This window comes from Amycolatopsis sp. NPDC049691, assembly GCF_040675005.1.
Classification (GTDB): Bacteria; Actinomycetota; Actinomycetes; order Mycobacteriales; family Pseudonocardiaceae; genus Amycolatopsis.
Window position 1 is genome coordinate 199608 of the sequence record NZ_JBFANX010000006.1, and the last position, 25709, is coordinate 225316.

Below are 25709 nucleotides of genomic sequence, written 5' to 3' on the forward strand. Positions count from 1 at the left end.
GCTTTGACTCATGATCAATTTGGAAGCTCCCAAGAAGGCCGGCGCGCTGATCAACCAGGCGTACCAGGCCGCGGCCGAGGTGTTCCGGCCGATCTCGCGCAAGTACGACCGCGCGGAGCACACCTACCCCAGCGAGCTGGACATGTTCGCGGCGCTGCTGGACGGGCTCAACTCCTCCGGCGAGGGCGGCGCGGGCGCGGCGGGCGTGCGCCGGTCCGGCAAGGACGATTCGGCCAAGGGAAACCGCAACGGCGCCAACCTGAACGTGGTCCTCGGCACGATCGAGATGTGCTGGGGCGACGTCGGCCTGCTGCTGTCGATGCCGCGCCAGGGCCTCGGCAACGCGGCGATCGGTTCGGTGGCGACGGACGAGCAGCTCGAGCGCTTCTCCGGCATGTGGGCGGCGATGGCGATCACCGAGCCGTCGTTCGGCTCGGACTCGGCGGCGGTCAGCACGACGGCTCGTCTCGACGGCGACCACTACGTGTTGAACGGCGAGAAGATCTTCGTGACGTCGGGCGAGCGCGCGGACGCGGTGGTCGTGTGGGCGACGCTGGACAAGTCCAAGGGCCGCGCGGCGATCAAGTCGTTCGTGGTGGAGAAGGGCACCCCGGGCTTCGAGGTGGTGCGCGTCGAGCACAAGCTCGGCATCCGCGCTTCGGACACGGCGGTGCTGCGCTTCGAAAACTGCCGGGTGCCGCGCGAAAACCTGTTGGGCAGCCCGGAAATCGACACGGCCAAGGGTTTCGCGGGCGTCATGCAGACGTTCGACAACACGCGCCCGTTGGTGGCGGCCATGGCGATCGGCGTGGCCCGCGCGGCTTTGGACGAGACGCGCGAGATCCTCACTTCCGCGGGAATCAAGATCGACTACGACCGCCCGGCGAACAACCAACACGCGGCGGCGGCGGAGTTCCTGCGCCTGGAAGCGGATTACGAGTCGGCGTACTTGCTGACGCTGGAATCCGCGTGGATGGCGGACAACCGCAAGCCGAATTCGCTGCAGGCGTCAATGGCGAAGGCCAAGGCGGGGCGGTCGGTGGTGGAGATCGCGCTGAAGTGCGTGGAGCTCACCGGGGCTTACAGCGAAGAGTCTTTGCTCGAAAAGTGGGCTCGGGACGCCAAAATCCTCGACATCTTCGAGGGGACGCAGCAGATTCAGCAGTTGATCGTCGCTCGGCGGATTCTCGGAAAGACCAGCGCCGAATTGAAGTGACTCACTCACGGTCGGCCTCCGGTACCCTCGGGTGCAGGGAGGCCGATCGTGACCGACTTCATCGTTCACCAGCCCGAAGACTCCGCCCCGATCAAAACGCCCGAACAGTGGGACTCCGAAGGCTGGGACGCCGATCGGCGAGGTCCGAAAGACCTCGACGAAGCCCGGGCCGCTCTCGATGCCCGCATCGCGGATCCGCATGCTCCCGACTCCGAAGCCGAGTCCGGGGCCTATGACGGGCTGGAGGGCTGACTCTTGTACGTTCCCTGGCTCGTCGACGCCGCGCGGAGCAGCGGCTATCCCGTTGTCGAAGTCCCCGGGTGGCAGACCCGGGGGCACGGTGGCATGCGCGTTGTCGAAGGCGTTGTCGGGCACCACACCGCCACCTCGGACTCCGCGCCCGGGGACTACCCCTCGCTCGATCTCGTCACCAACGGGCGGGCCGATCTCGCCGGTCCGCTGTGCAACCTCGGGCTCGGGCGCAGCGGCACCGTCTACGTCGTCGCCGCCGGGTGTGCCTACCACGCCGGGGCCTCGCGGTGGCTCGGGTTCCTGGACGTCAACGACGAATTCCTCGGTATCGAAGCCGAATCCGCGGGCGCCGGCGGCTGGACGGAAGCCCAGCTGGACGCCTACCCCAAGCTCGTCGCCGCGTTGCTGCGCTACATGTCGCGCGGCCTCGAACGCTATGCCGGCCACAAGGACGTGTGCCTGCCCGCCGGCCGGAAGATCGACCCCGTCGGGATCGACACCGCCTGGCTGCGCGAGCGCGCCGCCAATCCGACCGTGACCGCTCCACAGACCGTCGAAATCCTCGAACGCATCACCGTCACCCCGCCGGACGCCGGTGAGCACACCGTGCGCGTCTACCTGTCCGGCAGCGCCGGCTCGGCGATCGTCGTCCGGCCGCGGCTGGGCGGGGACGGCTCCGCGAAACCGATGTGGGTGGGCGGCATCCTCGCGTGGGGGTCCGACCACGCGGGCGTCGGCCACAACCCCGCGCAGCTCCCCGGCTACGACCCGAAACTGACGTCGCACCGGCGGTACGACGTGCCCGGCGCGGTGTGGGCCGACGTCCGCTACAGCGCGGCCGAGCCGTTCGAGATCGACCTAGTCGGCTGAGAGCTGGTCGTCGAGGAACTCGTCGAGGTAGCGCCACGTCGTCCCGCGGGCCTTGCGGCCGGTCAGCACACCGAGGTGACCGCCCGGCGCCGTCTTGAACCGGACCTCCGGGGCCTTGTCCAGCAGCTCCACCACCCGCTCCACCGACGGCCGCGGCGCGATCGTGTCGTTCTCGCCCGCCACCACCAGCGTCGGGACCCGCACCGACGACAGCGAAATGATCCGGCCGTTCAGGTCCACCTTGCCCTCCGCCAGGTCGTTCGTGCGGAACAACCGGTGGTACAGCTGGCCGAACGTCCGCCCGGGGTAGGCGTACATGTTGCTCATGAAGTGGTCGACGGCCTCGATCTGGGCCAGGTAGTCGCGGTCGTCGAGGTGCGACAGGATCGCGATCGGTTTCGTGATCTCCTTGCTGATGCCCGTCGCGCGGAACACGCGGCTGACCAAATAGGACGGTGCGCCGCCGAACGCGCGGTAGATCGGGGTCAGCAGGTGGCCGTTCGTCAGATCGACCAGCGGGCGGAACGGCGCCACGATCGGGATCGCCGTGAAGTCCACCGGCGAACCGATCGCCGTGATCGACGCGATCGGCAGGTCCGGCTGGTCGGCGTTCACCAGCAACGAGAAGATCCCGCCCAGTGACCACGACACCAGGTGCACGTCCTGGCCGCCGGCGTCCGCGCTCACGCGCCGGATCGCCCGCGGCAGCACCTCGTCGATCCAGTGCTCGATGCCCAGGCGGCGGTCGGAGAACGCCACCATGCCGTAGTCGACGAGGTAGGCGTTGCGGCCGCGCTCGACCAGGTGCTCGATCAGGCTGCAGCCGCGACGCAGGTCGAAGCAGATCGCCGGCGCGGCCAGCGGCGGCACCAGCAGGACCGGCGGCCCCGACACCGGACGGCTGCTGTGCGTCATCCGGTACACCGAGCGGTTGGGGCCCTGGTCGATCAGCACCCGCGGCATCGGCCGCAGGTCGGCGACGCCGCCGTGCAGCACCTTGCCGACCACGTTCGACGCCGCCGCGGCCAATCGTGCGGGCGGTGAAACCATTTCGAAAGCCTCCTGCGACGTCCCCGGGCACTTCCGGTCAATCTTGCCCGGTCAGGCCGGTGGACTCAACACCGCCCACGTCCAAATCGGACAGTCGCTAGGCCGTCCGAGTTACTCCTGGGACGCCCCGGGCGCACTCTCCGCCGCGCGCGCTTCGTACTCCGCGCGGGCCGGGGAATGGGCCGCTGAAGCCAAAAGCTGGTCCGCCTTGAGAGCACGCGCCAGTGCCTCGCCGGCCCGGCGCGGGAGCAGCCGGGTGAGCTTGCCCATAGTGCCCACCGAGCGGGGCACGAAGACCTCGAAACGAGGCTTGCGCAGCGTGGATACGATGGCGTGGGCCACATCTTCCGGCCGTGAGGACTTGAACAGCTTCGCCTCGCCGAGGCCGCTCGCCAGCTCCGTCCGCACGATCGCCGGCAGCACGCACGAAACGTGCACACCGGACCCGTGCAGCTCCAGGTGCACCGCCTCGGACAGCCCGACGACGGCGTGCTTCGTCGCGCAGTACGTCGCCGCGCCCGGAAACCCCGCCTTGCCCGCGAAGGAAGCGACGTTGACGATGTGCCCGGACCGCCGCGGCCGCATCCGCTTCATCGCTTCGCGCGTCCCGTGGATGACGGCGTGCAGGTTGATCTCCAGCTGACGCCGGGTCGTCGCGTCGCTCTCTTCCTCCAGGCGCGCGAGCGGCATGATGCCGGCGTTGTTGATCAGCACGTCGATGCGGCCGTGGCGGCGTTCGACCTCGTCGAGGAACTCCGTGAAGCCGCGGATGTCGGTGACGTCCAGCGGGAGGGCCTCGGCGGCCAGCTCGCCCGCGGTCTTCTCGGCCCGGACCTGGTCCAGATCGCCGATCACCACCTTCGCGCCCAGCCGGGACAGCGCCGACGCGGTCGCCGCGCCGATCCCCTGCCCGCCGCCGGTGATGACGACGACCTTGCCCGCGAGCTGCTCCGCCATGGCGACCCCTTCGTCTGTTGGCAACGTGTCAACAGTGTCACCCGTGGCTCGCGATCGCGCTACCCCACGCGTTGCTCGAGGACCTGCCCGACCCACTCGTCGACGTGGAACCGGACGGTCGGCCTGAAGCCCTGGCTCTCGTAATAGCGCTGCAAGGCGCCGTCGCCGCCGGCCCAGCAGTCGACGCGCACGAGGTCGATGCCGCGCCGGCGTGCCTCGTCGAGCGCGTACTCGATGAGCCGCCCGCCGACGTGCCGCCCGGTGAAGCGCCGCGACGTGATGAGCAGCCGGACGTACAGTTCACGCTCGTCAACCGGCGGGACGTGCGGGTCGTGCTCCTCGGAGACGATCAGCGCGCCGACCGGCTCGCCGTCGACCACCGCGATGCGCAGCCCCGGGTCCGCGGCCATCCCCTTGACGCGTTCGACGCGCTTCGGGACCCGGCTCCACGGCTCGGTCCCCCACTGCTTCGAGCTGCCGCGCGCGACGAGCCATTCGACGGCCTCGTCGAAGAAGCGCAGCAGCGTTTCGACGTCCCCAGAGTCACCCGATCGGATGACGGTGTTGTCCATGCCCTTGTTTACCGCACCGCGCGTACGCGCGGGCCGACTTCGGCGATCCACGCCGCGTTCAGCCGTCGGCTCGCTTCGCGTCATCCGAGCTTCAAGGAGCGCTGATTGACTTTCGCCGTTCCCCACCTCTCTCGCGACGAGGACGAATTGACTCCGTCAGTGCCCCCGGGCGATCCGTTGGCCGCGTTCACCGTCGAACTCGAAGAAATCCGGGCGAAAGCCGCGGCAGCACAGGAAACGCTCCGCTCCGCGACCGCCAGTGCGCAGTCGCCGGACGGGGCCGTCTCGGTGACCGTCGGTCCGAGCGGCGTGCTGCAGGACCTGCGGTTCGGCCCCCGCGCGTACGAGCGCCCACCCCACGCCCTCTCGGGCATGGTGCTGCAGCTGATCGGCAAGGCGCAGCAGAAGGTTTCGGCCCAGGTCGCCAGTGCGTTCGAAGGCATGGTCGGCGAGAGTTCCGCCGCCCGCGAGCTCCTGGACGAGTTCCTGCCGGCCCCCGAACCGGACACGGGACCACCCCCGGGCAAGAGCGACGTGTTCATGCCGGAGCAGGAGGCCGAAGACCGGCCGCCCGCGCCCCCGCGCCGGCAGCCGCCGCCCCCGCCGCAGCACGGCCCGCCGCGCCGTCGTCCCCGGCCCGCGCCGGAGGAGGACGACGGCGAGAGCAACCCCTGGTAGTACGGAGGAGAACCGGTGGTTTCCGGAGAAGGTTTCTCGGTCGACCCGGCCGAGCTGCAGAAGTTCAGCCAGTTCCTGTCGGGCACCACGCAACCGGCGGTGCAGGACGCCGCGAACCGGATGCAGGCCGCCAACGGGTTCGACAACGCCGCGTTCGGCATCCTGCTCGCCCAGGTGCTCGCGGTGCCGTCGCGGGTCACGATGGCCGCGATCACCGGGGAGATCGGCAAGCTCGCCGGGGACATCGGCAAGTCCGCCACCGACGTCAAGAAGGCCGCCGAAACGTACGCGACCCACGACTCGAACACGGCGCAGGGTTTGAGCACCTTCGAAACGGAGCTGGGCAAGTGACCGTTCCCATCACGGCGTCGAACTCCACGACCGGCGCCGGCGTCTTCGACAGCTGGAAGCAGGTCGGCGACTCGATCGGCAAGGTCCAGACCGAGCACGGCGGCGACCTCGCGGCCGTCAGCGTGGAACTGGGCATCAACGTCGTCAGCGCGGCGCTCGACACCGTCGCGTTCGTCATGGACCCCCTGGCCAAGCTGATCGCGGCGGGCCTGGGCTGGCTGATCGAGCACGTCTCGTTCCTGAAGTGGCCGCTGGACCAGGTCGCGGGCAACCCCTCGGAAGTCACGAAGGTCGCCAACGAGCTGCACAAGATCGGCGAGTCGCTGCGCAACACCGGCACCGAGCTCGACGAGACCCTCAAGTCGACGATCACCCAGTGGCAGGGCAAGGGCTACGACAGCTTCAAGAAGTCGATCGACGACCGGAAGGGCTGGATCGACGCCAACGCCAAGGCGGCCGACGTCGCCGGCTACATGGTCGAGACCACCGGGGCGCTGATCGGCGCGGTCCGCTCGCTGCTGCGCGACATCATCACGACGATCCTCGGCGACATCATCTCCACGATGCTGATCGCGCTCGCGCTCGCCATCCCCACCTTCGGCGCGTCGATCGCCGTCGGGGTGACCAAGTGCGTCGCGACCGTCTCGGTGCAGGTCGCCGCGATGATGGCGAAGCTGGCCAAGGTCGTCGCCTACGCCGGCCGCACGCTGGCCCGGCTCACCGGGCTGTCGAAGCTGGTCAAGGGCAAGCCGGGCTCCTCGTCGAGCGCCGGGCACGAGATGACGCCGATGCCGCCGCCGGGCACCGCGATCACCCACGACCGTCCTGGTGGTGGCGCCACACCCAGCACGCGACCGCCGGGCGACGGCACCACCCCGAACTTCTCGCGGCCGCTGCCCCCGCCGGGCACGGCGATCACCCACGACGGCCCCGGTGGCGGCGCCACCCCGAGCACGCGGCCTCCCGGCGACGGCACCACGCCCAACTTCTCGCGGCCGCTGCCGAAGCCCCCGGAGCCGCCGAAACCGACGCCGCCGAAGTCGCACCTGAGCGACCACGACATCTCGACGATCAAGAAGCACGAGGACTGGCTGAAGACCAAGTTCGGTGACAGCTACAAGAAGATGAAGTTCGTCGACGACTGGCTGAAGGCCAAGCACCCGGACTACTACCCGATGCTGAAAGCCCTCTCCGACGCCAAGAGCTCGAAGAACTTCGTCGGCTGGGCGGGCAAGGACATCGTGCAGGTCGACCGCGGCCTGACCGACATCCAGATGCAGGCGGAAGCGGCCTGGGCCGAGGAAGACAAGAAGGAGCAACAGCAACAGCCGCAGTAGCGAAGAGGGGCACCTCCCGCGGGAGGTGCCCCTCTTGCGACGTCAGGCGACGCCGAGGTGCCGGGAAATCAGCATCTTCTGTACCTCGCTCGTCCCCTCACCGATCTCGAGGATCTTGGCGTCGCGGTAGAAGCGGCTCACCGGGAACTCGTTCATGAACCCGTACCCGCCGAAGATCTGGGTCGCGTCGCGGGCGTTGTCCATCGCCGCGTTGGACGCCACCAGCTTCGCGATCGACGCCTCCTTCTTGAACGGCTCGCCGCGCAGCATCTTCGACGCCGCCTGGTAGTACGCCAGGCGCGCGGTGTGCGTGCGGACCTCCATGTCGGCGATCTTGAACTGGATCGCCTGGTACTCCCCGATCCGCTTGCCGAACGCGACGCGGTCCTTCACGTACTTCAGGCATTCGTCGACGCAGCCCTGCGCCAGGCCCACCGACAGCGCAGCGATCGCGACGCGGCCTTCGTCCAGGATGGACAGGAACTGGGCGTACCCGCGGCCCCGGGTGCCGACCAGGTTCTCCGCCGGGACGCGGACGTCCGAAAAGGACAGTTCGTGCGTGTCGGAGCAGTTCCAGCCGACCTTCGAGTACTTCGGCGACACCTCGAAGCCCGGCGTGCCCGACGGGACGATGATCGCCGAGATCTCCTTGCGGCCGTTCTCCATCACGTCCGTCACCGCCGTGACCGTGACCAGCCGCGTGATGTCCGTGCCCGAGTTGGTGATGAACGCCTTGCTGCCGTTGATGACCCACTCGTCACCGTCCAAAGTGGCCCGGGTGCGGGTCGCGCCCGCGTCCGAGCCGCCACCCGGCTCGGTCAGGCCGAAGCCGCCCAGCGCCGTGCCCTCGCACAGCGACGGCAGCCACTTCTCCTTCTGCTCCTGGGAACCGAAGCGGAAGATCGGCATCGCGCCGAGCGAAACGCCGGCCTCCAGCGTGATCGCGACCGACGAGTCGACCCGCGCGAGCTCCTCCAGTGCCAGGCACAGCGCGAAGTAGTCGCCGCCCATGCCGCCGAACTCCTCGGGGAACGGCAGGCCGAACAGGCCCATCTCCCCCATCTTGGCGACGATGGCGTACGGGAACTCCTCCTTCTCGTACAGCTCGCCGATCACCGGTGCGACCTCGGCGTGCGCGAAGTCCTCGACGGTCTTGCGAAGGGACTCGTACTCCTCGTCCAGGCGGAAGTCGATCACTGCTGCTCCTCTTGGGGCGTGACTACGGCAAGGGTTTCGTCCAAGGCGACCTGTTGGCCGGCCCGGACGGGGAGTTCGCTGACGACGCCGTCGATCGGCGCGGTGACCGTGTGCTCCATCTTCATCGCTTCGACGACCAGCAGCGGCGTCCCGGCCTTCACGACGTCGCCGGCGGCGACCTTCACGACGAGCACCGTGCCCGGCATCGGGCTGGTGACCGGCCCGGCCCCGGCGGCCTCGCCGCGGGAGGAGAGCACGAACTCCTGTTCCCCGAAGGGAAAGCTCAGTCCGTCACGCGCGAGCCAGACCGTCCGGTCGGGGCCGCAGGCCTGGCGGTAGCGGTGGAACCCGCCGGCGTGACGGATCTCCAGGACGTCGCCGTCGCGGCGGGCCGAGACCTCGACCGGCGCGGCGTCGTCGACGAACACCGTCGCCGCGGACGGCGTGCCCTGCACCCGGACCACGGCCCGCGCGGCGCCGGACTTCAGCCGGAACACGACCCCGCCGGAGCCGCCCATCCGCCAGCCGTCCGGCACGTCCCACGGATCCACAATGGACCCGGACGGCTGCAGCTCCAGGAACCGGTCCAGCGCGGCCGCGACGAAGAACTCCGCGGGCACGTCCGACGACACCAGGTCGGCCAGCCGACGGTCGACCAGCTCGGTGTCGAGCCGCCCGGCGCGCACGTCGTCGTCGGCCAGCAGCCCCCGCAGGAACGCCGTGTTGGTGCCGACGCCCAGCAGCGCCGTGTCGGCCAGCGCGCGGTCGAGCCGGTGCAGCGCGGCCGCGCGGTCCGGGCCCCAGGCGATGACCTTGGCCAGCATCGGGTCGTAGTTCGAGCCGATCACCGCGCCGCGCGTCATCCACGAGTCGACGCGGACGCCGTCGCCGGACGGCTCGTGCACCGCCAGCACCGTCCCGCCGGTCGGGATGAACCCGCGCGCCGGGTCCTCGGCGTACACGCGCGCTTCGACGGCGTGTCCGTTGAGGACGACGTCTTCCTGTTTGACGGAGAGGTGTTCCCCGGCTGCGACGCGGACCTGCCACTCGACGAGGTCGAGACCGGTGACCAGCTCGGTGACCGGGTGCTCGACCTGCAGCCGGGTGTTCATCTCCATGAAGAAGAACTCGCCGGGGTTCTTCGCGGACATGATGAACTCGACGGTGCCGGCGCCGACGTACCCGACCGAGCGCGCGGCTTCGGCGGCCGCCGAGCCCATCTTCTCGCGGGTGACGTCGTCGAGCAGCACCGACGGCGCCTCTTCGATGATCTTCTGGTGCCGGCGCTGCAGGCTGCACTCGCGCTCGCCGAGGTGGATCACGTTGCCGTGCTTGTCGGCCATGACCTGGATCTCGATGTGCCGCGGCGTCGTGACGAACCGCTCCATCAGCAGCGTGTCGTCCCCGAACGACCCCTTGGCCTCGCGCCGCGCCGACTCGATCGCGGCGTCCAGCTCCTCGGGGGCGTGCACCAGCCGCATGCCCTTGCCGCCACCGCCGGCGGACGGCTTGAGCAGCAGCGGGTACCCCACTTTCGCAGCAGCCGAAGCGAAGTCACCGTCCGGGATGTCCACATCGGACGCCCCGGGCACGACCGGGACGCCGGCCTTCGACACCGTCGCCTTCGCGCGGATCTTGTCGCCCATCGCGTCGATCGCGGCGACCGGCGGGCCGATGAACACCAGCCCGGCGGCCTCGCAGGCGCGGGCGAACTCCGCGTTCTCCGCCAGGAAGCCGTAGCCCGGGTGCACGGCCTGCGCGCCCGAGGACACCGCGGCGTCCACGATGGCCGGAATGGACAGGTAGCTGCGAGCGGCTTCGGCCGGGCCGATGCGCATCGCCGTGTCCGCTTCCCGGACGTGCCGGGCGTCGGCGTCCGCGTCGCTGTACACCGCGACCGCGCGGATGCCGAGCGCCCGCAGCGTGCGGATGACCCGGACGGCGATCTCGCCGCGGTTCGCGACCAGCACTGAGTCGAACATCTGCCTCACATCCGGAAGACGCCGTAGTTGACATCGGCCAAGGGCGCGTTGGCCGCGGTCGAGAGCGCGAGGCCGAGCACCGTGCGGGTGTCCGCCGGGTCGATCACGCCGTCGTCCCACAGCCGCGCCGTCGAGTAGTACGGGCTGCCCTGCGCCTCGTACTGCTCGCGGATCGGGTCCTTGAACGCCTCTTCGTCCTCGGCGGACCACTCGCCGCCGCGGGCCTCGATGGAGTCGCGGCGGACCGTCGACAGCACCGACGCCGCCTGCTCACCGCCCATCACCGAGATCCGCGCGTTCGGCCACATCCACAGGAACCGCGGCGAGTACGCCCGGCCGCACATCGAGTAGTTGCCGGCGCCGAACGAGCCGCCGATAACGACCGTTAACTTCGGTACGCGCGCGCAGGCCACCGCGGTGACCATCTTCGCGCCGTGCTTGGCGATGCCGCCGGCCTCGTACGCGCGCCCGACCATGAACCCGGTGATGTTCTGCAGGAACAGCAGCGGGATCGAGCGCTTGTCGCACAGCTCGATGAAGTGCGCGCCCTTCATCGCGGACTCGGCGAACAGCACGCCGTTGTTCGCGACGATCCCCACCGGGTGGCCGTGGATCCGGGCGAAGCCGGTGACGAGAGTGGAGCCGTACTCCTTCTTGAACTCGCCGAACCGGCTGCCGTCGACGATCCGCGCGATCACCTCGCGCACGTCGTACGGCACGCGCGGGTCGGTCGGCACGACCCCATACAGCTCGGCCGGGTCGACCGCGGGCTCCTCGGTCGGCAGGACGTCCCACGGCCGCGGGGTGCGCGGCCCGAGCGTCGAGACGATCTGCCGGACGATCCGCAGCGCGTGGGCGTCGTCGTCGGCCAGGTGGTCGGTGACGCCGGACTGGCGCGAGTGGACGTCGCCGCCGCCGAGCTCCTCGGCCGTGACGACCTCGCCGGTCGCGGCCTTCACCAGCGGCGGGCCGCCGAGGAAGATCGTGCCCTGGTTCCGGACGATCACGGCTTCGTCGCTCATCGCCGGGACATACGCGCCGCCGGCGGTGCACGACCCGAGCACCGCGGCGATCTGCGGGATGCCGCGCGCGGACATCGTCGCCTGGTTGTAGAAGATCCGGCCGAAGTGCTCACGATCCGGGAAGACCTCGTCCTGCCTGGGCAGGAATGCGCCGCCGGAGTCCACCAGGTAGACGCACGGCAGGTTGTTGTGCAGCGCGACCTCCTGGGCGCGCAGGTGCTTCTTCACCGTCATCGGGTAGTACGTGCCGCCCTTGACGGTGGCGTCGTTGGCGACGACCACGCACTCGCGGCCGGAGACGCGGCCGATCCCGGTGATGATGCCCGCGGACGGCGCCTCGTCGTCGTACAGCCCGTTCGCGGCCAGCGGCGAGAGCTCGAGGAACGGCGAACCGGGGTCCAGCAGCGTGTCGACGCGGTCGCGCGGCAGCAGCTTGCCGCGTTCGACATGCCGCGCGCGCGACTTCTCCGGCCCGCCGAGGCGGGCGGCGGACAAGCGTTTGCGGAGGTCCTCGACCAGCTCCGCGTGGGATGTGGCGTTGCGGGCGTAGGCCTCGCTGTCCGGGGCAGCAGAAGTCCCCAGTACCGGCGTGTCCATGGGCTCCCTCGAAGTTAGCAGGCGTTAACCTCCGCCCCGATGTTAGCGACCGCTAACGTGGGTGTCCAGTCGCCGGAACGCGGCAGCGTCGGAATACGGAAAGGCCACCCCGGCGAACCGGGGTGGCCTCCGCTCCGCGGGAGGAACGGCTAGCCGATGGCGCCCCGCAGCGGGGCGTAGTAGCCGCCCGACTGCCCGGCCACCGTCGGGTGGTAGGACTCGATCACCGGCCAGGTCAGGCTGTGCAGGTAATCGTCGACCGAAGAGCAGATGTTGTGCCCGACGAACGACGGCCGGACGTCGACGAACGTCGCACCCGCGGACGCCGCGCGGGACTGGATCACCGAGGCGAGCGTGTCCGCCCCGGAGTTGATCGCGGTCCGCTTGGTGTCGCTGAGCCCGACCCAGCAGGAGCCGGGCACGGTGTAGAAGCGCGGGTAGGACAGGACGACGAGGCGCGCACCGGGCGCCTTGGCCTTGATCGCGTTGTAGGTGTTGGTCAGCAACGGCGGCAGGGTGTTGTTGACGTAGGTCTTCGCGGTGTTGACGCGGTTGGTGCAGTCCGAGTCGCTGCCGAGGGTGCAGGTCTGGATCACGTCGCTGAAGCCGGCGTCGTTGCCGCCCACGGTGACCGTGACCAGGGTCGCGTTGGAGGGGATGGAATTGGCCTGGTTGATGACGTCGCCGGTCTTCGCGCCCGAGCAGGCGAGGAAGGTGAACGACGTGCCGCTGTGGGCGTTGGCCCACAGCTGACCGTAGGCGTTGGAGCTGCGGTAACAGCTCCCGGAACTGCCGTAGCTGCCGGCCCCGACTCCCGAGGAGTAGGAGTCGCCGAGCGCGGCGTAGACGGTCCCGGCGGCGTGGGCGAGGCCCGTGACGCCGAGAGTGGACAGGACGACGGCCCCGAGAGCCGTGCTCAACCTCTGCAAAAACCGTCGCGAAAGACGGATCGGAACCCCCATGGGCCACTCCTTTGTGACAGAACCGACCTGAAAATCACAGCAGGTGGAAGCCCCACAAGGAACCCCTAGTTACCTGTAAGTAACCCACTCGGCCCACGTCGGAAGACGGGAACACGGTTAGCGCTCGCTAACGGGAAGTTTCACCGGGACGACGGGGCGGACAGGCCGGACATCCGCGACACGCCAAGAGGTTCACCCAGGACGGTGACGCGCACTCCCGGAGGTCCCGGAGCGAAGCGGACACCCCGGGGTGTTAGCGCTCGCTAACCTGTCGCTCTACTATGACCGGATGGCGGCCAACCCCACTCCGCTCGTGAACGGCGAGAAGGCGAGCAGGCGCGAGCAGATCCTGGCCGCGGCCGCCGAGCTGTTCGCCCACCACGGGTTCCACGGCGTGGGCATCGACGACATCGGCGCCGCCGTCGGGATCTCCGGGCCCGCGCTCTACCGGCACTTCCGCAGCAAGGACGCGATCCTCGGCGAGATGCTGAACTCGATCAGCCGCTACCTGCTCGACGGCGGCACGCAGTGGGCGAACCGGCCCGGCTCGGCGGACGACACGCTGACCGGGCTCGTGGCGTTCCACGTCGGCTTCGCGCTCAACCACCCGGCGTTGATCACCGTTCAGGAGCGCAACCTCGCGAACCTCACCGACGCCGACCGCAAGCAGGTCCGCGCGTTGCAGCGCCAGTACGTCGAGGTGTGGGTCAGCGCGATCCGGGAAGCCATGCCGGGGCTGGGAGAACGGCAGGCGCGATCGGCGGCGCACGCTGTGTTCGGACTGATCAACTCGACGCCGTACAACCGCCATCTCGGTGACTCGGAACTCGCCGAACTGCTCGCCCGGCTCGCGCTGGGTGCGCTCCGCGCGGTCGGATGACCGACCCGGATCAAGGTATCCCCACGACCGCCGTCGCTGGTGTTTGATGGGGCACGTGGATGCGGACTGGAACGAGCAGGAGCTCGTCGAGAAGGCTCAGCGCGCGCTGACGGCGTTGAGCCTCGGAGACGACGCCGAAGCCCTCGTCGAGGTCGCGCCGACGGCCGTCGAACCGCAGGCCCGCGCGGACGAGACGAAGGCGTTGATGCTGCTGCTGTTCGGCGAGTGCAGCGCGATGGTCTCCACCCTCGGCGACGGCGGCAGCGCCCCGGTGAAGGTCCAGGTCTTCGACGAGGACGGCGAAGAGGTCTCGATCGACCAGGCCGACCCGCCGGTGCGGACCGCGGTCCGCACGCTGCTCGCGGAGGTCCACGGCAACACCGAGGCCGCGCAGGAGCAGGTCGAGATCGCCCTCGCCAACGCGGCGCCCGACGAGGTCGACAGCCTGGTGCTGCAGGCCCTGCGCTGGACGATCCGGCTGTCGGTCGAATGCCTCGACCGCGACCTGCCGGTGGCCCCCTGGATCTCGGAAGCCGTCTCCGACTAGGCGCGCAGGCCGTCGACGATCACGGCCACGATCCGCGGCGCCCGCTCGTCCCATTCGGCTTCCGGGATCCGCGAAAGCGCTCCGAGGAGCAGGATGACGTCGGCCGCGTCGATGCCGGCGCGGATCTCGCCGGTGGCCTTTCCCCGGTCCAGCAGCGTTTCGAGCGCTTCGTCGAGCCGGTGGTGCTGGCCGGAGTAGAGGTCCTGCCACGCCGGCACCTCGATCGCCGCCATCACGCCGCGTTTGACGCGCGCGTACTCGACCAGCCGCTCCAGCCAGCGGGTCAGCGCATCGAGCGGGGAATGCTCGGCCAGCAGGGGTGCCACGGTGTCGACGAGCTGGGTCAGCTCGGCCCGGTACACCTCCGCCAGCAGGTGCTCGCGCGTCGGGAAGTGCCGGTAGAGCGTGCCCTGCCCGACTCCCGCGGCCTTGGCGACCCGGTGCAGCTTCAGGTCGTCGGTCGAACCGTTGGACTCGCTCAGCTCCGCGCGCGCGGCCTCGACGATCCGGTCGCGGTTGGCGACGGCGTCCGAACGGCGCTCACGACCGGCCACGGCACTCTCCCTGAATAAGTGGACAACTGTCCGGTAGGCTTAACCGGACAGTTGTCAGCTTAACGGAGGACCTCATGGCAAACGGACTGGACAAGGTCGTCGCGATCACGGGCGCGAGCAGCGGGATCGGCGAGGCGACCGCCGTGGAGCTGGCGTCGCGGGGCGCGGCCGTCGTGCTGGGCGCCCGGCGCACCGACCGGCTGGAAGCGCTCGCGCGGAAGATCCGCGACGACGGCGGCCGCGCGGAAGTGCTGGACGTCGACGTGACCCGGCGGGCCGATCTCGAACGGCTCGTCACGCGAGCCGTCGACCGCTTCGGCCGCCTCGACGTCCTGGTGGCCAACGCCGGCGTCGCCCGGATCGCGCCGATGAGCGCGCTCGACGTCGACGACTGGGACGCGATGATCGACGTCAACCTCCGGGGCGTCCTGCACGGCATCGCCGCCGCGCTCCCGGTGTTCCGCGCGCAGGGCCGCGGCCACTTCGTCACGACGGTCTCGACGTCGGGGCTGAAGATCGTCCCGACGCAGGCCGTCTACGCGGGGACCAAGAACGCGGTGCGGACACTGCTGGAAGCGCTGCGGCAGGAGTCCACCGACGGCGTCCTGCGCACGACGTCGATCTCGCCGGGGTACGTGCGCACCGAACTGGTCGACTACGTCCAGGATCCCGTGCAGCGCGAGCAGGCCCAGCAGGCGATGGCGGCCCTCGGCATCAGCCCCGACGCCGTGGCGCGCGCGATCGCGTTCGCCATCGAGCAACCCGACGACGTCGAGATCGGCGACCTCACCATCCGGCCGACCCGGCAGGGGTGAGTCACGGGCGCAGCGAGCGGACGATCGGCGCCAGGTACAGCTCGGCCAGCCGGCGGCGCTGGGCCTCGTCGTCCACCGGCAGGACGGTTTCCTGGGTCAGCACGAGGGACACGACGATCCGGATGAGCAGCTCGGCCATGCCGTCGACGTCCTCGGCGGGCAGGCTGAGCCTGCCCGCCGCGATCTCCGCGTGGAAGTGCGCCGCGATCCGCGACCGGGCCGCCGCGAACAGGCCGCCCGCCTGGACCGTCAGGTGCGGGAGGATCAGCTCCGGCTCGGTGCGCAGCAGCCGGTTGAGCAGCCGGTGGCCCCGCAGGTACCCGAGGGAGAAGCTCAACCCCTCGATGAGCTTCTCCTCCGGGCTCGCCTGCGCTTCGACGACGGCGTCGACCTTCGTCAGGAACCGCTTCATCTCCCGCTGGATCAGCGCGCCGAGCAGCTGGTCCTTCTTCGGGAAGTACCGGTAGATCGTCACCCGCGAGAGGCCGACGCGGCGCGCGACGTCGTCCACGGTGAACCGGCGCAGCCCGAAGTCCTCGGCCTGGGTGAGCGCCGCGCCCATGATCCGTTCCGCGGTCTCGTCGCCGGGCAGTTCGGCTTCGAGCGCGTGCTTCAGGAGATCGCGCATGGGCTGACTTTACATCTTGACGGAGATTGTTTCATGCGTTCTAGTGTTAAACGACACAGGGAGGCAGGATGGGTGATCGCGAAGCCACCGCCGAACGGCTGCTCCGCTCGAGCGCCCGGCTCTCCTACGACCCCGACGTCGACGTCCACTGGGCCGCGCCGCTGAACGACGACCAGTTCTTCATCCCGGAGAAGCTCGTTTCCCTGTACGGCACGCCGGTGTGGGACACGCTGAGCCGCGCGCAGCGGATCGAGCTTTCCCGCCAGGAGCTGGTGAACACCGTCAGCGTCGGGATCTGGTTCGAGCTGATCCTCATGCAGATGCTGCTGCGCGCGTCCTACCGCCAGGACCCGACGACCCGGCACGTGCACTACGCGCTCACCGAGGTCGCCGACGAGTGCCGGCACTCCACGATGTTCGCGACGCTGATCGAGCGCGTCGGCGGCCGGCCGTACCGCAACAACCGGTGGCTGCAGCTGTCCGCGCGGGCACTCCCGGCGATCCTGCACGGCCCGGCGATGTGGGTGGCGACGCTGATCGGCGAAGAGATCTTCGACGCGCTGCAGCGCGAACACCTCGACGACGAGTCAGTGCAGCCGGTGGTCCGCGCGGTGATGCGCATCCACGTCACCGAAGAGGCGCGGCACGTCCGGTACGCGCGCGACGACCTGGTCCGTTCGCTCGCGGACGCGCCCTGGTGGCGCAAGGAGTTCGCGCGGATCGTCGTCGCCGTCGGCGCGTTGCTGATGTCCCGCCTGCTTTCCCGGCCGCGGCAGTACCTGCGCGCGGGGATCGACCCCGGCGTCGCGGTGGCCGCCGCGCGGACCAGCCCGCACCGGCGGGAGACATTGGCCTTCGGGGCCCGGAAGCTCGTCCGGTTCCTGCGGGAGAACGACCTGATCGGCGGTCCGAGCGCGGTGCTGTGGCGCCGCGCCGGAATGCTCTAGCGGAGGGGAAGCCATGGCACTCAAGGATCTGCTCGCCGCGGGCACCGGCAGGCTCGCCGACCGGATCACCACCGCCGGCGAGGAAGCGGGCGACCGCGCGGACGACGTCGCGTGGCGGGTCGCGAAGCTGTCCGACCGCGCGGCCGAGCGCCTCGCCGACTACGCGGCGGGCGCGTCGCGGCGGGTCGCGAACCGCTTGGTGCGCCTGGGCGAACGTGTCGCCGGCCGCTGACGGATCAGGACTTCGGCGACGACCAGGTTGACGACCCAGCCGAGCGTCTGGCCGACGGGGATCAGCGTGGTCGCGCCCGCCGGGCCGACGCCGCCGAACGGGGCCTGGGCCAGCAGGAGCACGGGAACGAGCACGCGCGAGGTGACGGCGAGGAAGGTCAGCGCGTAGTTCCGCAGCATCCACGCCCGGTGGGCGGCGAAGTCGCGCCGCCGGGCCGCCCGGTACGCGAGGCCGCCGGTGACCAGCCACAGGACCGCCGCGAGCGTCAGGCTGACCTGCGTGAGCGGCCGGCCGGACCACACCGCGACCGGGATCGCGGCCACCGCCGACGGCACCACCCCGGCCAGGAGGTAGACCCGGCCGAGCGTCCGGTGGAGCCGCTTGCGCGCTCGCACCTTCGGCACGAACTGCAGCGGGCCGAGCACGAGCGCCACGGTGGCCGTGAAGATGTGCGCGACCAGGACCGAGTACTGGACGCCGTCGCGCACGCCGAGCCGGCTGTCGGCGATGTCGAGACCCAGGTACGGGTAGCCGAGCACCGCGCCGAACCCGATCGCGACGGCGAACACCAGCCAGGTTTTCCGCATGGCGCCACGATCCCGCGGCGGGGCGGGCGCGGTCGTCCGCCCGGGAACGGCTTGTGGTCGTACGCCCGGGGACGTACTAGCCCAGCAAAGCCTTCACCAGCGCCGAGATCTGGCCGGTCTCGATGAGGAACGAATCGTGGCCGTACGGCGAGGAAACCACCGACGGCTCCGGCGCCCCGGGGATGCCCGCGGCGATCTCCGCCGACTGGTAGAGCGGGTAGAGCCGGTCGCTGTCGACGCCCCCGATCACCGTCCGGGCCGTCACCCGGCCCAGCGCCGCCGCCACGCCGCCGCGGTCGCGGCCCACGTCGTGGGTGTTCATCGACTCCGTCAGCACCAGGTAGCTGTTCGCGTCGAACCGCCGCGCCAGCTTGTCCGCGTGGTGGTCCAAATAGGACTCGACGGCGAACCGCCCGCCCCGCAACGGATCTTCGCCGCCCTGGTAGGTCCGGCCGAACCGCTGGGCCAGCTCCGGTTCGCTGCGGTAGGTGACGTGCGCGATCCGCCGCGCGATACCGAGCCCTTGCGACGGCCCGGCGGCCGCGGAGTAGTAGTCGCCGCCGTGGAAGTGCGGATCCGACCGGATCGCGTGCAGCTGCGGGGCCGCCCACGCGATCTGCTCGGCCGACGCCCGCGCCGTCGACGCCAGCACGAGGACCGACGCGACTCGCGAAGGCAGCGAGACCGCCCATTCGAGCGCGCGCATCCCGCCCATGGACCCGCCGACGACGGCCGCCCAGCGGTCGATGCCCAGCGCGTCCGCCAGCACGGCTTCCGAAGCCACCTGGTCCCGGACCGTCACGACCGGGAACCGGCTGCCCCACGGCTTGCCGTCGAACTCCGACGAGGGCCCGGTGGATCCCTGGCACCCGCCGAGCACGTTCGGGACCACGACGAAGAATTCGCCGGTGTCCAACGCCTTCCCGGGCCCGATCAGCCCGTCCCACCAGCCCGCGTTGGGATGCCCGGGCTGGACCGGGCCGGCCGCGTGGCTGTCGCCGGTCAGCGCGTGTTCGACGAGGACCGCGTTGGACGCGTCGGAGTTCAGCGTCCCCCACGTCTCGTACGCCAAGGTGAAGGACGGCAGCACGCCACCGGCCTCCAGCGCGAGCGCGCCGGGGCCGGTGACGAACCGCCGGCGGCCCGGCGGGTCGCCGACCCGCCAGGCGCCGGTAACGGTCACAGTTCCGCCTTGGCCGCCCGGAATCCGGCTTCCAGGTCGGCCTTGAGGTCCTCGATCCCCTCCAACCCGACGGCGATCCGGACCAGGCCCGGCGTGACGCCGCTGGCGAGCTGCTCCTGCGGCGCGAGCTGGCTGTGGGTGGTCGACGCCGGGTGCACGATCAGGCTGCGCACGTCGCCGAGGTTCACCAGCTGGCTGTGCAGCTCGGTGCCGTCGACGAACTTCCGCCCCGCCTCGACGCCGCCGCGCAGGTCGAACGACAGGACCGCGCCCGCGCCGCGCGGCAGGTACTTCTGCGCCGCCGCGTGGAACGGGCTCGACGGCAGGCCGGCGTAGTACACCGTTTCGACCTCGTCGCGCTGCTCCAGCCACTCGGCGAGCGCCTGCGCGTTCTGGACGTGCCGCTCGATGCGCAGCGACAGCGTCTCGATGCCCTGCAGGATCAGGAAGCTGTTGAGCGGGGCGATCGCCGCGCCGGTGTCGCGCAGGAGCTGAACGCGCGCCTTCGCCGCGTACGCGCCCGGGCCGAGGGCCTCCCAGTACTTGAGGCCGTGGTAGCTCGGGTCCGGCTCGGTGAAGCCCGGGAAGCGACCCGGGTCCTTGCCGAAGTCGAACGTGCCGCCGTCGACCAGGACGCCGGCGATCGTCGTGCCGTGGCCGCCGAGGTACTTGGTGGCCGAGTGGATCACGACGTCGGCGCCGTGCTCGATCGGGCGCACCAGGTACGGCGTCGGGATCGTGTTGTCCACCAGCAGCGGGACACCGGCCTCGTGCGCGGTGTCGGCGACGCCGCGGATGTCGAGGACGTTGCTGCCCGGGTTGGCGAGCGTCTCGGCGAAGAAGAACTTCGTGTTCGGCCGGACGGCGGCGCGCCACTGCTCGAGGTCGTCCTGGTCGTCGATGAACGTCACCTCGATGCCGAGCTTCGGCAGCGTGTAGTGGAAGAGGTTGTAGGTCCCGCCGTAGAGCGACTGGCTCGAGACGAAGTGGTCGCCCGCGCCCGCGAGGTTGAGGATCGCCGCCGTGGTCGCCGCCGAGCCGGACGCGAAGGCGAGCGCCGCGACGCCGCCTTCGAGCGAAGCGACCCGCTGCTCCAGCACGTCCTGCGTCGGGTTCATGATCCGCGTGTAGATGTTGCCGGGCTCGGCGAGGCTGAACAGGTCGGCGCCGTGCTGGCTGTCGCGGAAGACGTACGACGTCGTCTGGTAGATCGGCGTCGCCCGCGCGCCCGTGGCCGGATCCGGCGCGGCGCCCGCGTGGATCTGCCTGGTCTCGAAGGACCACGCCGAGGTGTCGTCCGCGCTCATCGGTTCTCCTTGCGGCTCAAGGGGTCTGGTGGTCCGAAGCTACTTGGGCCGAACGGAGTACCCAACCGTTCCCACGTCTTGGGAGTGCGGTCTTCTTGCCAAGTAGATCTCTTTGTGTCTAAGATATTTACACAGGGAGATTCACGGACTGGGAGGAAGTCATCATGGAGCGGGTACAGGTGCTGGTCGTGGGGGCCGGGCTGGGCGGGCTGTCGGCGTCGCTGTTCCTGGCGCGGGAGGGAGTGGACGTGCTGACCGTCGAGCGACACGCCGGAACGTCGGTCCACTCGCGGGCCGCCGGGCAGAACTGGCGGACGATGGAGCTGTTCCACTGGGCAGGAATCGACCGTGAGGTGCTCGAAGTGAGCCCGCGGGCGTCGCAGGGGCTGCGGATCACCGTCGCGACCAGCCTGGCGGGCCGCGTCCTGCACCGGCTCATGGAGGACGGGAGCGAATTCGACGTCTCGGCGTCGACGACGATGCCGGCCGGGATGGCCGGGCAGGACGTCGTCGAGCCGATCCTGCTGGCGCACGCGGAGAAGGCGGGCGCGCGGGTGCGGTTCCGCACCGAGCTCGCCGACCTGGTGCAGGACGGCGACGGCGTCACCGCGACCCTGCGGCACCGCGACTCCGGCGAGGAGACGGTCGTGCGCGCGGACTACGTCGTCGCCGCCGACGGCGGCCGCAGCGGCATCCGGGCGCGGCTGGGCATCGGGACCACCGGCCTGGACGCGCTGAGCCACTGCCTCGGCGTCGTGTTCGACGCCGACCTCGGCGACCGCGTCCAGGCCGGCGTCACGGACCTGTTCTACCTGCAGCACGGCGATTTCACGGCCGGGCTGGTCAACACCGACACCCCGAACCGGTACGTGTTCGCGCCGGACTACTTCCCTTCGCGCGGGGAAAGCCCGGAGGACTTCACCCACGACCGGCTGGTCTCGATGATCCGCGCGGCCACCGACCTGCCGGACCTGGAGCCGGAGATCGTCTGGACCGGCTCGTGGGAGATCGCCGCGCGGCTGGCCGACCGGTTCCGCGACGGGCGGGTGTTCCTGGTCGGCGACGCGGCGAAGGTGACCCCGCCGACCGGCGGCCAGGGCGGCAACACGGCGGTCGGCGACGGCGCGGACATCGCGTGGAAGCTCGCCGCGGTGCTGCGCGGCGAAGCGGGTCCCGCACTGCTGGACACCTACGAAGCCGAGCGGAAGCCGATCGCGCGGATGATCATCGACACGTCGCTGCACAACATGAAGCAGCGCATGCACCCGGACCTCGACGTCTCCGGGATCGGCGAGCCGGAGGACATGCTGAACGCCGTCCTCGGGTTCCGCTACCGCTCGACGGCGGTGCTGACCGAGGAGCCGGACGACGGGTCGCGCGTCGAGGACGTCCACGCGCCGACCGGGCGCCCCGGCTTCCGGGCACCCGGCCAGGCGTCCACTGTGGACCTGCTGGGGCGGTCGTGGGTGCTGCTCTGCGCGGGCGACGCGTCGGCCTGGGCCCCGGCTGCTTCCGAAGCGGGCATCGACTGCCACGCGCTCGACGACATCGCCGAGCGCTACGGCCTTTCGGCGGGTGGCGCGTCGCTGGTGCGTCCGGACGGCATCGTCGCGTGGCGCGCGAAGGAGCCGGTCGCCGACCCGGCGGGCGAGCTGCGACGGGTCCTGGACGCGGTCCTGTCGCGTTAGCGCCGGCCGAGCACCCAGTGGAAGGTGGCCGCGCCCTCCGGCTCGTGCATCGTCACCGGTTCGTCGACGACGAGGGTGAACCCGGCCGCCTCGAGCAGGCGCCGGTTCACCGTCGGGGCGTGGCTGCTGAAGAACATCGGTGTGCCGAGCCAGTCGTCCTCGACGCCGTTCGCTTCGCTGCACCCCAGCGCGGCCAGGAACCAGCCGCCGGGCCGCAGCCAACCGGCGATGCTCGTGAAGAGCGCACCCTGCTCTTCGCGAGGGACGTGCAGCACGGAGTAGAACGCCGTCACCGCGTCGAAGCACGCGTCCGGGAACGACACCTCGGTCATGTCGCCCTTCCGGAACCGCGCCCCGGGGACGTTGCGCCGCGCGAGGTCGAGCTGCGCGGCGGAGAGGTCGACGCCGAGGACGTCGTGGCGTTCGGCGAGCAGCTTCGTGCACGGCACGCCCGCGCCGCAGCCGAGGTCGAGCACTTGCGCGCCGTCGGCGAGGCGGCCGGTCAGCTCGGCCAGGAAACGCAACCGGGGATCGTCCGCGATCCGCGCGCTCCACTCGAGGTACCGCTCCGCCGAGCTGTCGTAACCGGATTCGACGATCCGCCGTGCGTCGCTCACCGGATCGACCCTACCGAGCCGTCCAGCGGTTTCTCGGCCAGAATGACCTCGTGGTCTCGGTGCGCAGCGTGGTCGACCGGGTGGGGCCGACGCTGCTCCACGCGCTCCAGGTGCCCGACGACCCGCCCGCCGTCGCCGACGTCGTCATCGCCGAGCCGGGCGGCGCCGTGGCCGCCGGCGACCTCGTGCTCGGCGTCGCCACCACCGGGCCCGAAGACGCCGCGCGGCTGGTGAAGCAGAGTGCCGAGCAGGGCGCCGCCGCGGTGCTGCTCAAGCCGCCGCTCGCCGCGAAACCGGCGGTCAAGCGCGCCGCGAAGGCCAGCGGGATCGCGCTCGTCCAGGTGCACGCCGCGACGTCGTGGGCGCAGCTGGTGTGGCTGCTGCGGACCGTCCTCGACGCGCTCGCCGACGAGTCCGAGGACCTCGACCCCGGCTCCGGCGACCTGTTCCGGCTGGCCGACGCCGTCGCGTCCGTTGTGGACGCACCGGTGACCATCGAGGACACCAACTCCCGCGTGCTCGCCTACTCCGCGCGCCAGGACCTCACCGACCCCGCCCGCGTCGCGACGATCATGGGCCGGCGCATCCCCGACGACGTCCTCGCGCGGTTCCGGTCGCGCGGCGTGTTCCGCGAGCTGTCCCGCGGCCGGCAGACGATCTTCGTCCCCGCCCAGCGCGACGGCACGCTGCCGCGGCTGATCGTGCCGATCCGGATGGGCGGCGAGCTGCTCGGCTCGATGTGGGCGGTGGTCGCCGGGCCGGTGTCCGACGAGCGCGCGGCGGCCTTCGCCGACGCCGCCCCGGTCGTCGCGCTGCACCTGCTGCGCCGCCGCGCGCACACCGACGCGCAGCGCCGCGCGTCGGCCGAGCTGCTGCGCGCGGTGCTCGAAGGCCGGGCCAACCCGCGCAAGGCGATGGCGGAGCTGGACCTGTCCGACGAGCCGCACCGCGTGGTCGTCATCGAGGTCACCGGCGGCGACGGGCGCGACGCCGAAGGCCTGCGGCTCGCCCTGCTCGAACGGATCTCCCAGGGCATCGGCCACCGCCCGGTGGCGACCGAACTGGGCGGCCTGCTCTACGCCGTGGTCCCCGACCGGCCGGGCCCCGGCGGCTGGGCGGAGCTGCGCGACGCGTTGACGACGACGTCGTCCCGGCGCGGTGGGGCCCCACGCGCCGCGGCCGGAGCGCCCGGCGAGATCGGCGACCTCTCGGCGTCGCGCCTCCAGGCCGACGAAGCGCTCGGGCTGCTGCGCGCCGAGCTGCTCGGCGAGCGCGTGATCACCTTCGACGAGGCTTGGACGGCGTTGACGCTGCACCGCGGCGCGACGGCGGCGGCCGGGGCGAAGGTCGCGGAGCTCGGCCCGCTGGGTGCGTTGCGCGCCCACGACGAGTCGGGCAAGGCCGGCTACGTCGAGACGCTGTACGAGTGGCTGCGCCATCCCGGCGACCCGCGCGCGGCGGCGCGGGAGCTGCGGATCCACCCGAACACGCTGCGGTACCGGATGCGCAAGCTCCTCGAACTGGTCCCGATGGACCTGGACGACCCGGACGTCCGGCTGGCCTTGATCACCCAGCTGGTGGCGTTGCGCTGGAGCTGACGTTGGGCCGTTCGGCCCAGCGTGCGTCGTATGCGTTACTCCGCATGGATCGCGCCGAACGTTCCGATTGTCTTTTCCAGCCGAAAGGTGGTGGATTCCGGTGATCGCCTGACGCACCTTCTTCGCAGCACCCGGGGTAGCCGGGTCGTCGCAGAGGAGTCTCCATGAGCAGTTCGGAGCGGTTCCGCAGGGCCGTGAAGCTGGGCGCGGTGTCCGCGCTCTCCCTGGTCGCCCTGGTCGTCCCGGGCACCACGACCGGCAGCGCCGTCGCGGCGCCGTCGGGCGACTGCTTCACCCCGACCCAGTCGGCCGACCGGAGCAAGGACGGTCACGCCGACAGCCTGTCGCCCGCCGAAGCCGCCCGCGTCGAGGCGGACATGCAGAGCAAGCTCGCCGGCAAGCGCACGGCGCCGCTCAAGGCCCCGGCCGCCGTCTCGATCCCGGTGTACTTCCACGTGATCACCAGCGGCTCGACGGGCAACCTGCCGTCGTCGACGATCACCAAGCAGATCTCGGTGCTCAACAGCGCGTACGCCGCCAGCGGCTTCAGCTTCTCGCTGGCCGGCACCGACTACACGAACAACTCCACCTGGTACAACGGCATCACCGACGGCACGTCGGCCGAGCGCAACATGAAGAACGCGCTGCGCAAGGGCGGCAAGAACGCGCTGAACATCTACACCGCCAACCTCGGCGACAGCCTCCTCGGCTGGGCGACGTTCCCGTGGAACTACAACTCCCAGCCCAAGATGGACGGCGTGGTCATCCTCGACGAGTCCCTCCCGGGCCGCTCGGCGACGAACTACAACGAGGGCGACACGGCCACCCACGAGGTCGGCCACTGGATGGGGCTCTACCACACGTTCCAGGGCGGCTGCTCCGGTTCGGGCGACTACGTGTCGGACACCCCGGCCGAAGCGACGGCGACGTCCGGGTGCCCGACGAACAAGGACACCTGCACGGCGACGGGCAAGGACCCGGTGCACAACTTCATGGACTACAGCTACGACAGCTGCATGTACGAGTTCACCGCGGGCCAGGCCACGCGGATGAACAGCTCGTGGTCGGCCTACCGCGCCTGAC

27 protein-coding genes are annotated in these 25709 nt (G+C 70.7%); 14 read left to right on the top strand and 13 right to left on the bottom strand.

What is annotated here, in order from left to right:
- Positions 1-10: 10 nt before the first annotated feature.
- The 3 genes from AB0J40_RS16060 to AB0J40_RS16070 all read left to right on the top strand — a co-directional run bounded on the left by AB0J40_RS16060 (position 11) and on the right by AB0J40_RS16070 (position 2338).
- Complete coding sequence (locus AB0J40_RS16060) at positions 11-1216, top strand: acyl-CoA dehydrogenase family protein (protein ID WP_364453048.1); 1206 nt, start codon at positions 11-13, stop codon at positions 1214-1216.
- Between the two features lie 48 nt (positions 1217-1264).
- Positions 1265-1468, top strand: coding sequence for a hypothetical protein (locus tag AB0J40_RS16065; RefSeq protein WP_364453051.1), 204 nt, complete (start codon positions 1265-1267; stop codon positions 1466-1468).
- 93 nt (positions 1469-1561) lie between these two features.
- Positions 1562-2338, top strand: a complete 777-nt coding sequence (locus AB0J40_RS16070; RefSeq protein ID WP_364453053.1) for an N-acetylmuramoyl-L-alanine amidase — start codon at positions 1562-1564, stop codon at positions 2336-2338.
- Here the strand turns inward: AB0J40_RS16070 and AB0J40_RS16075 are convergent.
- The 3 genes from AB0J40_RS16075 to AB0J40_RS16085 form a co-directional block, all read right to left on the bottom strand.
- Positions 2327-3388, bottom strand: a complete 1062-nt coding sequence (locus tag AB0J40_RS16075; protein WP_364453056.1) for an alpha/beta fold hydrolase — start codon at positions 3386-3388, stop codon at positions 2327-2329. The genes AB0J40_RS16070 and AB0J40_RS16075 overlap by 12 nt on opposite strands.
- Positions 3389-3499: 111 nt before the next feature.
- Positions 3500-4345 (bottom strand): SDR family oxidoreductase, encoded by an 846-nt coding sequence (locus tag AB0J40_RS16080; protein ID WP_364453059.1) that lies wholly within the window; start codon positions 4343-4345, stop codon positions 3500-3502.
- 59 nt (positions 4346-4404) lie between these two features.
- Positions 4405-4917: a GNAT family N-acetyltransferase gene (locus tag AB0J40_RS16085; RefSeq protein WP_364453062.1), complete on the bottom strand. Its 513-nt coding sequence runs from the start codon at positions 4915-4917 to the stop codon at positions 4405-4407.
- A gap of 159 nt (positions 4918-5076) precedes the next feature.
- Here AB0J40_RS16085 and AB0J40_RS16090 point away from each other — a divergent pair, with 159 nt between their 5' ends.
- The 3 genes from AB0J40_RS16090 to AB0J40_RS16100 are packed head-to-tail and all read left to right on the top strand — an operon-like array spanning position 5077 to position 7283.
- On the top strand, positions 5077-5595 hold the full coding sequence (locus AB0J40_RS16090) for a YbaB/EbfC family nucleoid-associated protein (RefSeq protein ID WP_364453064.1): 519 nt from the start codon (positions 5077-5079) through the stop codon (positions 5593-5595).
- A 15-nt stretch (positions 5596-5610) separates the two neighbouring features.
- Positions 5611-5946: a hypothetical protein gene (locus tag AB0J40_RS16095; protein WP_364453066.1), complete on the top strand. Its 336-nt coding sequence runs from the start codon at positions 5611-5613 to the stop codon at positions 5944-5946.
- Entirely contained in the window at positions 5943-7283 is a 1341-nt protein-coding gene (locus tag AB0J40_RS16100) for a hypothetical protein (RefSeq protein ID WP_364453068.1), read from the top strand. Before AB0J40_RS16095 ends, AB0J40_RS16100 begins: the two co-directional genes overlap by 4 nt.
- 42 nt (positions 7284-7325) lie before the next feature.
- On the opposite strand, the gene AB0J40_RS16105 is transcribed toward AB0J40_RS16100, so the two are convergent.
- From AB0J40_RS16105 to AB0J40_RS16120, 4 genes are all read right to left on the bottom strand, one after another.
- On the bottom strand, positions 7326-8480 hold the full coding sequence (locus tag AB0J40_RS16105) for an acyl-CoA dehydrogenase family protein (RefSeq protein WP_364453070.1): 1155 nt from the start codon (positions 8478-8480) through the stop codon (positions 7326-7328).
- The gene (locus AB0J40_RS16110) at positions 8477-10462 is read right to left on the bottom strand and encodes an acetyl-CoA carboxylase biotin carboxylase subunit (protein WP_364453073.1); all 1986 of its coding nucleotides are present in this window, start codon (positions 10460-10462) and stop codon (positions 8477-8479) included. The genes AB0J40_RS16105 and AB0J40_RS16110 overlap by 4 nt, the downstream gene beginning before the upstream one ends.
- Positions 10463-10467: 5 nt before the next feature.
- Positions 10468-12081, bottom strand: coding sequence for a carboxyl transferase domain-containing protein (locus AB0J40_RS16115; protein WP_364453075.1), 1614 nt, complete (start codon positions 12079-12081; stop codon positions 10468-10470).
- 149 nt (positions 12082-12230) lie between these two features.
- Positions 12231-13001, bottom strand: a complete 771-nt coding sequence (locus AB0J40_RS16120; protein ID WP_364453077.1) for an SGNH/GDSL hydrolase family protein — start codon at positions 12999-13001, stop codon at positions 12231-12233.
- Positions 13002-13332: 331 nt separating this feature from the next.
- On the opposite strand from AB0J40_RS16120, the gene AB0J40_RS16125 reads away from it, so the two are divergent.
- Both AB0J40_RS16125 and AB0J40_RS16130 read left to right on the top strand, forming a co-directional pair.
- Positions 13333-13923 (top strand): TetR/AcrR family transcriptional regulator, encoded by a 591-nt coding sequence (locus tag AB0J40_RS16125; RefSeq protein ID WP_364453079.1) that lies wholly within the window; start codon positions 13333-13335, stop codon positions 13921-13923.
- 46 nt (positions 13924-13969) lie between these two features.
- Positions 13970-14470, top strand: coding sequence for a hypothetical protein (locus AB0J40_RS16130; protein ID WP_086670478.1), 501 nt, complete (start codon positions 13970-13972; stop codon positions 14468-14470).
- Here the strand turns inward: AB0J40_RS16130 and AB0J40_RS16135 are convergent.
- Positions 14467-15024, bottom strand: a complete 558-nt coding sequence (locus AB0J40_RS16135; RefSeq protein ID WP_364453082.1) for a TetR/AcrR family transcriptional regulator — start codon at positions 15022-15024, stop codon at positions 14467-14469. The two genes, AB0J40_RS16130 and AB0J40_RS16135, sit on opposite strands and share 4 nt — an antisense overlap.
- Before the next feature lie 74 nt (positions 15025-15098).
- On the opposite strand from AB0J40_RS16135, the gene AB0J40_RS16140 reads away from it, so the two are divergent.
- Complete coding sequence (locus AB0J40_RS16140; protein ID WP_364453084.1) at positions 15099-15839, top strand: SDR family oxidoreductase; 741 nt, start codon at positions 15099-15101, stop codon at positions 15837-15839.
- A gap of 1 nt (position 15840) precedes the next feature.
- Here the strand turns inward: AB0J40_RS16140 and AB0J40_RS16145 are convergent, their stop codons facing one another.
- Positions 15841-16467: a TetR/AcrR family transcriptional regulator gene (locus AB0J40_RS16145; RefSeq protein WP_364453087.1), complete on the bottom strand. Its 627-nt coding sequence runs from the start codon at positions 16465-16467 to the stop codon at positions 15841-15843.
- Positions 16468-16535: 68 nt separating this feature from the next.
- Between AB0J40_RS16145 and AB0J40_RS16150 the strand changes: the two genes are divergently transcribed.
- Both AB0J40_RS16150 and AB0J40_RS16155 read left to right on the top strand, forming a co-directional pair.
- Entirely contained in the window at positions 16536-17414 is an 879-nt protein-coding gene (locus tag AB0J40_RS16150; protein ID WP_364453089.1) for a diiron oxygenase, read from the top strand.
- 13 nt (positions 17415-17427) lie between these two features.
- Positions 17428-17646, top strand: a complete 219-nt coding sequence (locus AB0J40_RS16155; RefSeq protein WP_364453092.1) for a hypothetical protein — start codon at positions 17428-17430, stop codon at positions 17644-17646.
- Here the strand turns inward: AB0J40_RS16155 and AB0J40_RS16160 are convergent.
- The 3 genes from AB0J40_RS16160 to AB0J40_RS16170 all read right to left on the bottom strand — a co-directional run bounded on the left by AB0J40_RS16160 (position 17574) and on the right by AB0J40_RS16170 (position 20723).
- Entirely contained in the window at positions 17574-18233 is a 660-nt protein-coding gene (locus tag AB0J40_RS16160) for a DUF2306 domain-containing protein (protein ID WP_364453095.1), read from the bottom strand. The genes AB0J40_RS16155 and AB0J40_RS16160 overlap by 73 nt on opposite strands.
- Positions 18234-18309: 76 nt before the next feature.
- The gene (locus tag AB0J40_RS16165) at positions 18310-19416 is read right to left on the bottom strand and encodes a homoserine O-acetyltransferase (protein WP_364453098.1); all 1107 of its coding nucleotides are present in this window, start codon (positions 19414-19416) and stop codon (positions 18310-18312) included.
- Positions 19413-20723: a bifunctional o-acetylhomoserine/o-acetylserine sulfhydrylase gene (locus tag AB0J40_RS16170; RefSeq protein WP_364453101.1), complete on the bottom strand. Its 1311-nt coding sequence runs from the start codon at positions 20721-20723 to the stop codon at positions 19413-19415. The genes AB0J40_RS16165 and AB0J40_RS16170 overlap by 4 nt, the downstream gene beginning before the upstream one ends.
- 164 nt (positions 20724-20887) lie before the next feature.
- On the opposite strand from AB0J40_RS16170, the gene rdmE reads away from it, so the two are divergent.
- Positions 20888-22411 (top strand): aklavinone 12-hydroxylase RdmE, encoded by a 1524-nt coding sequence (gene rdmE / locus AB0J40_RS16175; RefSeq protein ID WP_364453103.1) that lies wholly within the window; start codon positions 20888-20890, stop codon positions 22409-22411.
- On the opposite strand, the gene AB0J40_RS16180 is transcribed toward rdmE, so the two are convergent.
- Positions 22408-23028 carry a class I SAM-dependent methyltransferase gene (locus tag AB0J40_RS16180; protein ID WP_364453106.1) on the bottom strand — a complete coding sequence of 207 codons (621 nt, stop codon included), beginning with the start codon at positions 23026-23028 and terminating at the stop codon, positions 22408-22410. The two genes, rdmE and AB0J40_RS16180, sit on opposite strands and share 4 nt — an antisense overlap.
- A 50-nt stretch (positions 23029-23078) precedes the next feature.
- Here AB0J40_RS16180 and AB0J40_RS16185 point away from each other — a divergent pair, with 50 nt between their 5' ends.
- Both AB0J40_RS16185 and AB0J40_RS16190 read left to right on the top strand, forming a co-directional pair.
- A complete protein-coding gene (locus AB0J40_RS16185) occupies positions 23079-24626 on the top strand; it encodes a helix-turn-helix domain-containing protein (RefSeq protein WP_364453109.1) in 1548 nt (515 codons plus the stop codon).
- A 164-nt stretch (positions 24627-24790) separates the two neighbouring features.
- Positions 24791-25708 carry a zinc metalloprotease gene (locus AB0J40_RS16190; protein WP_364453111.1) on the top strand — a complete coding sequence of 306 codons (918 nt, stop codon included), beginning with the start codon at positions 24791-24793 and terminating at the stop codon, positions 25706-25708.
- Position 25709: the final 1 nt, after the last annotated feature.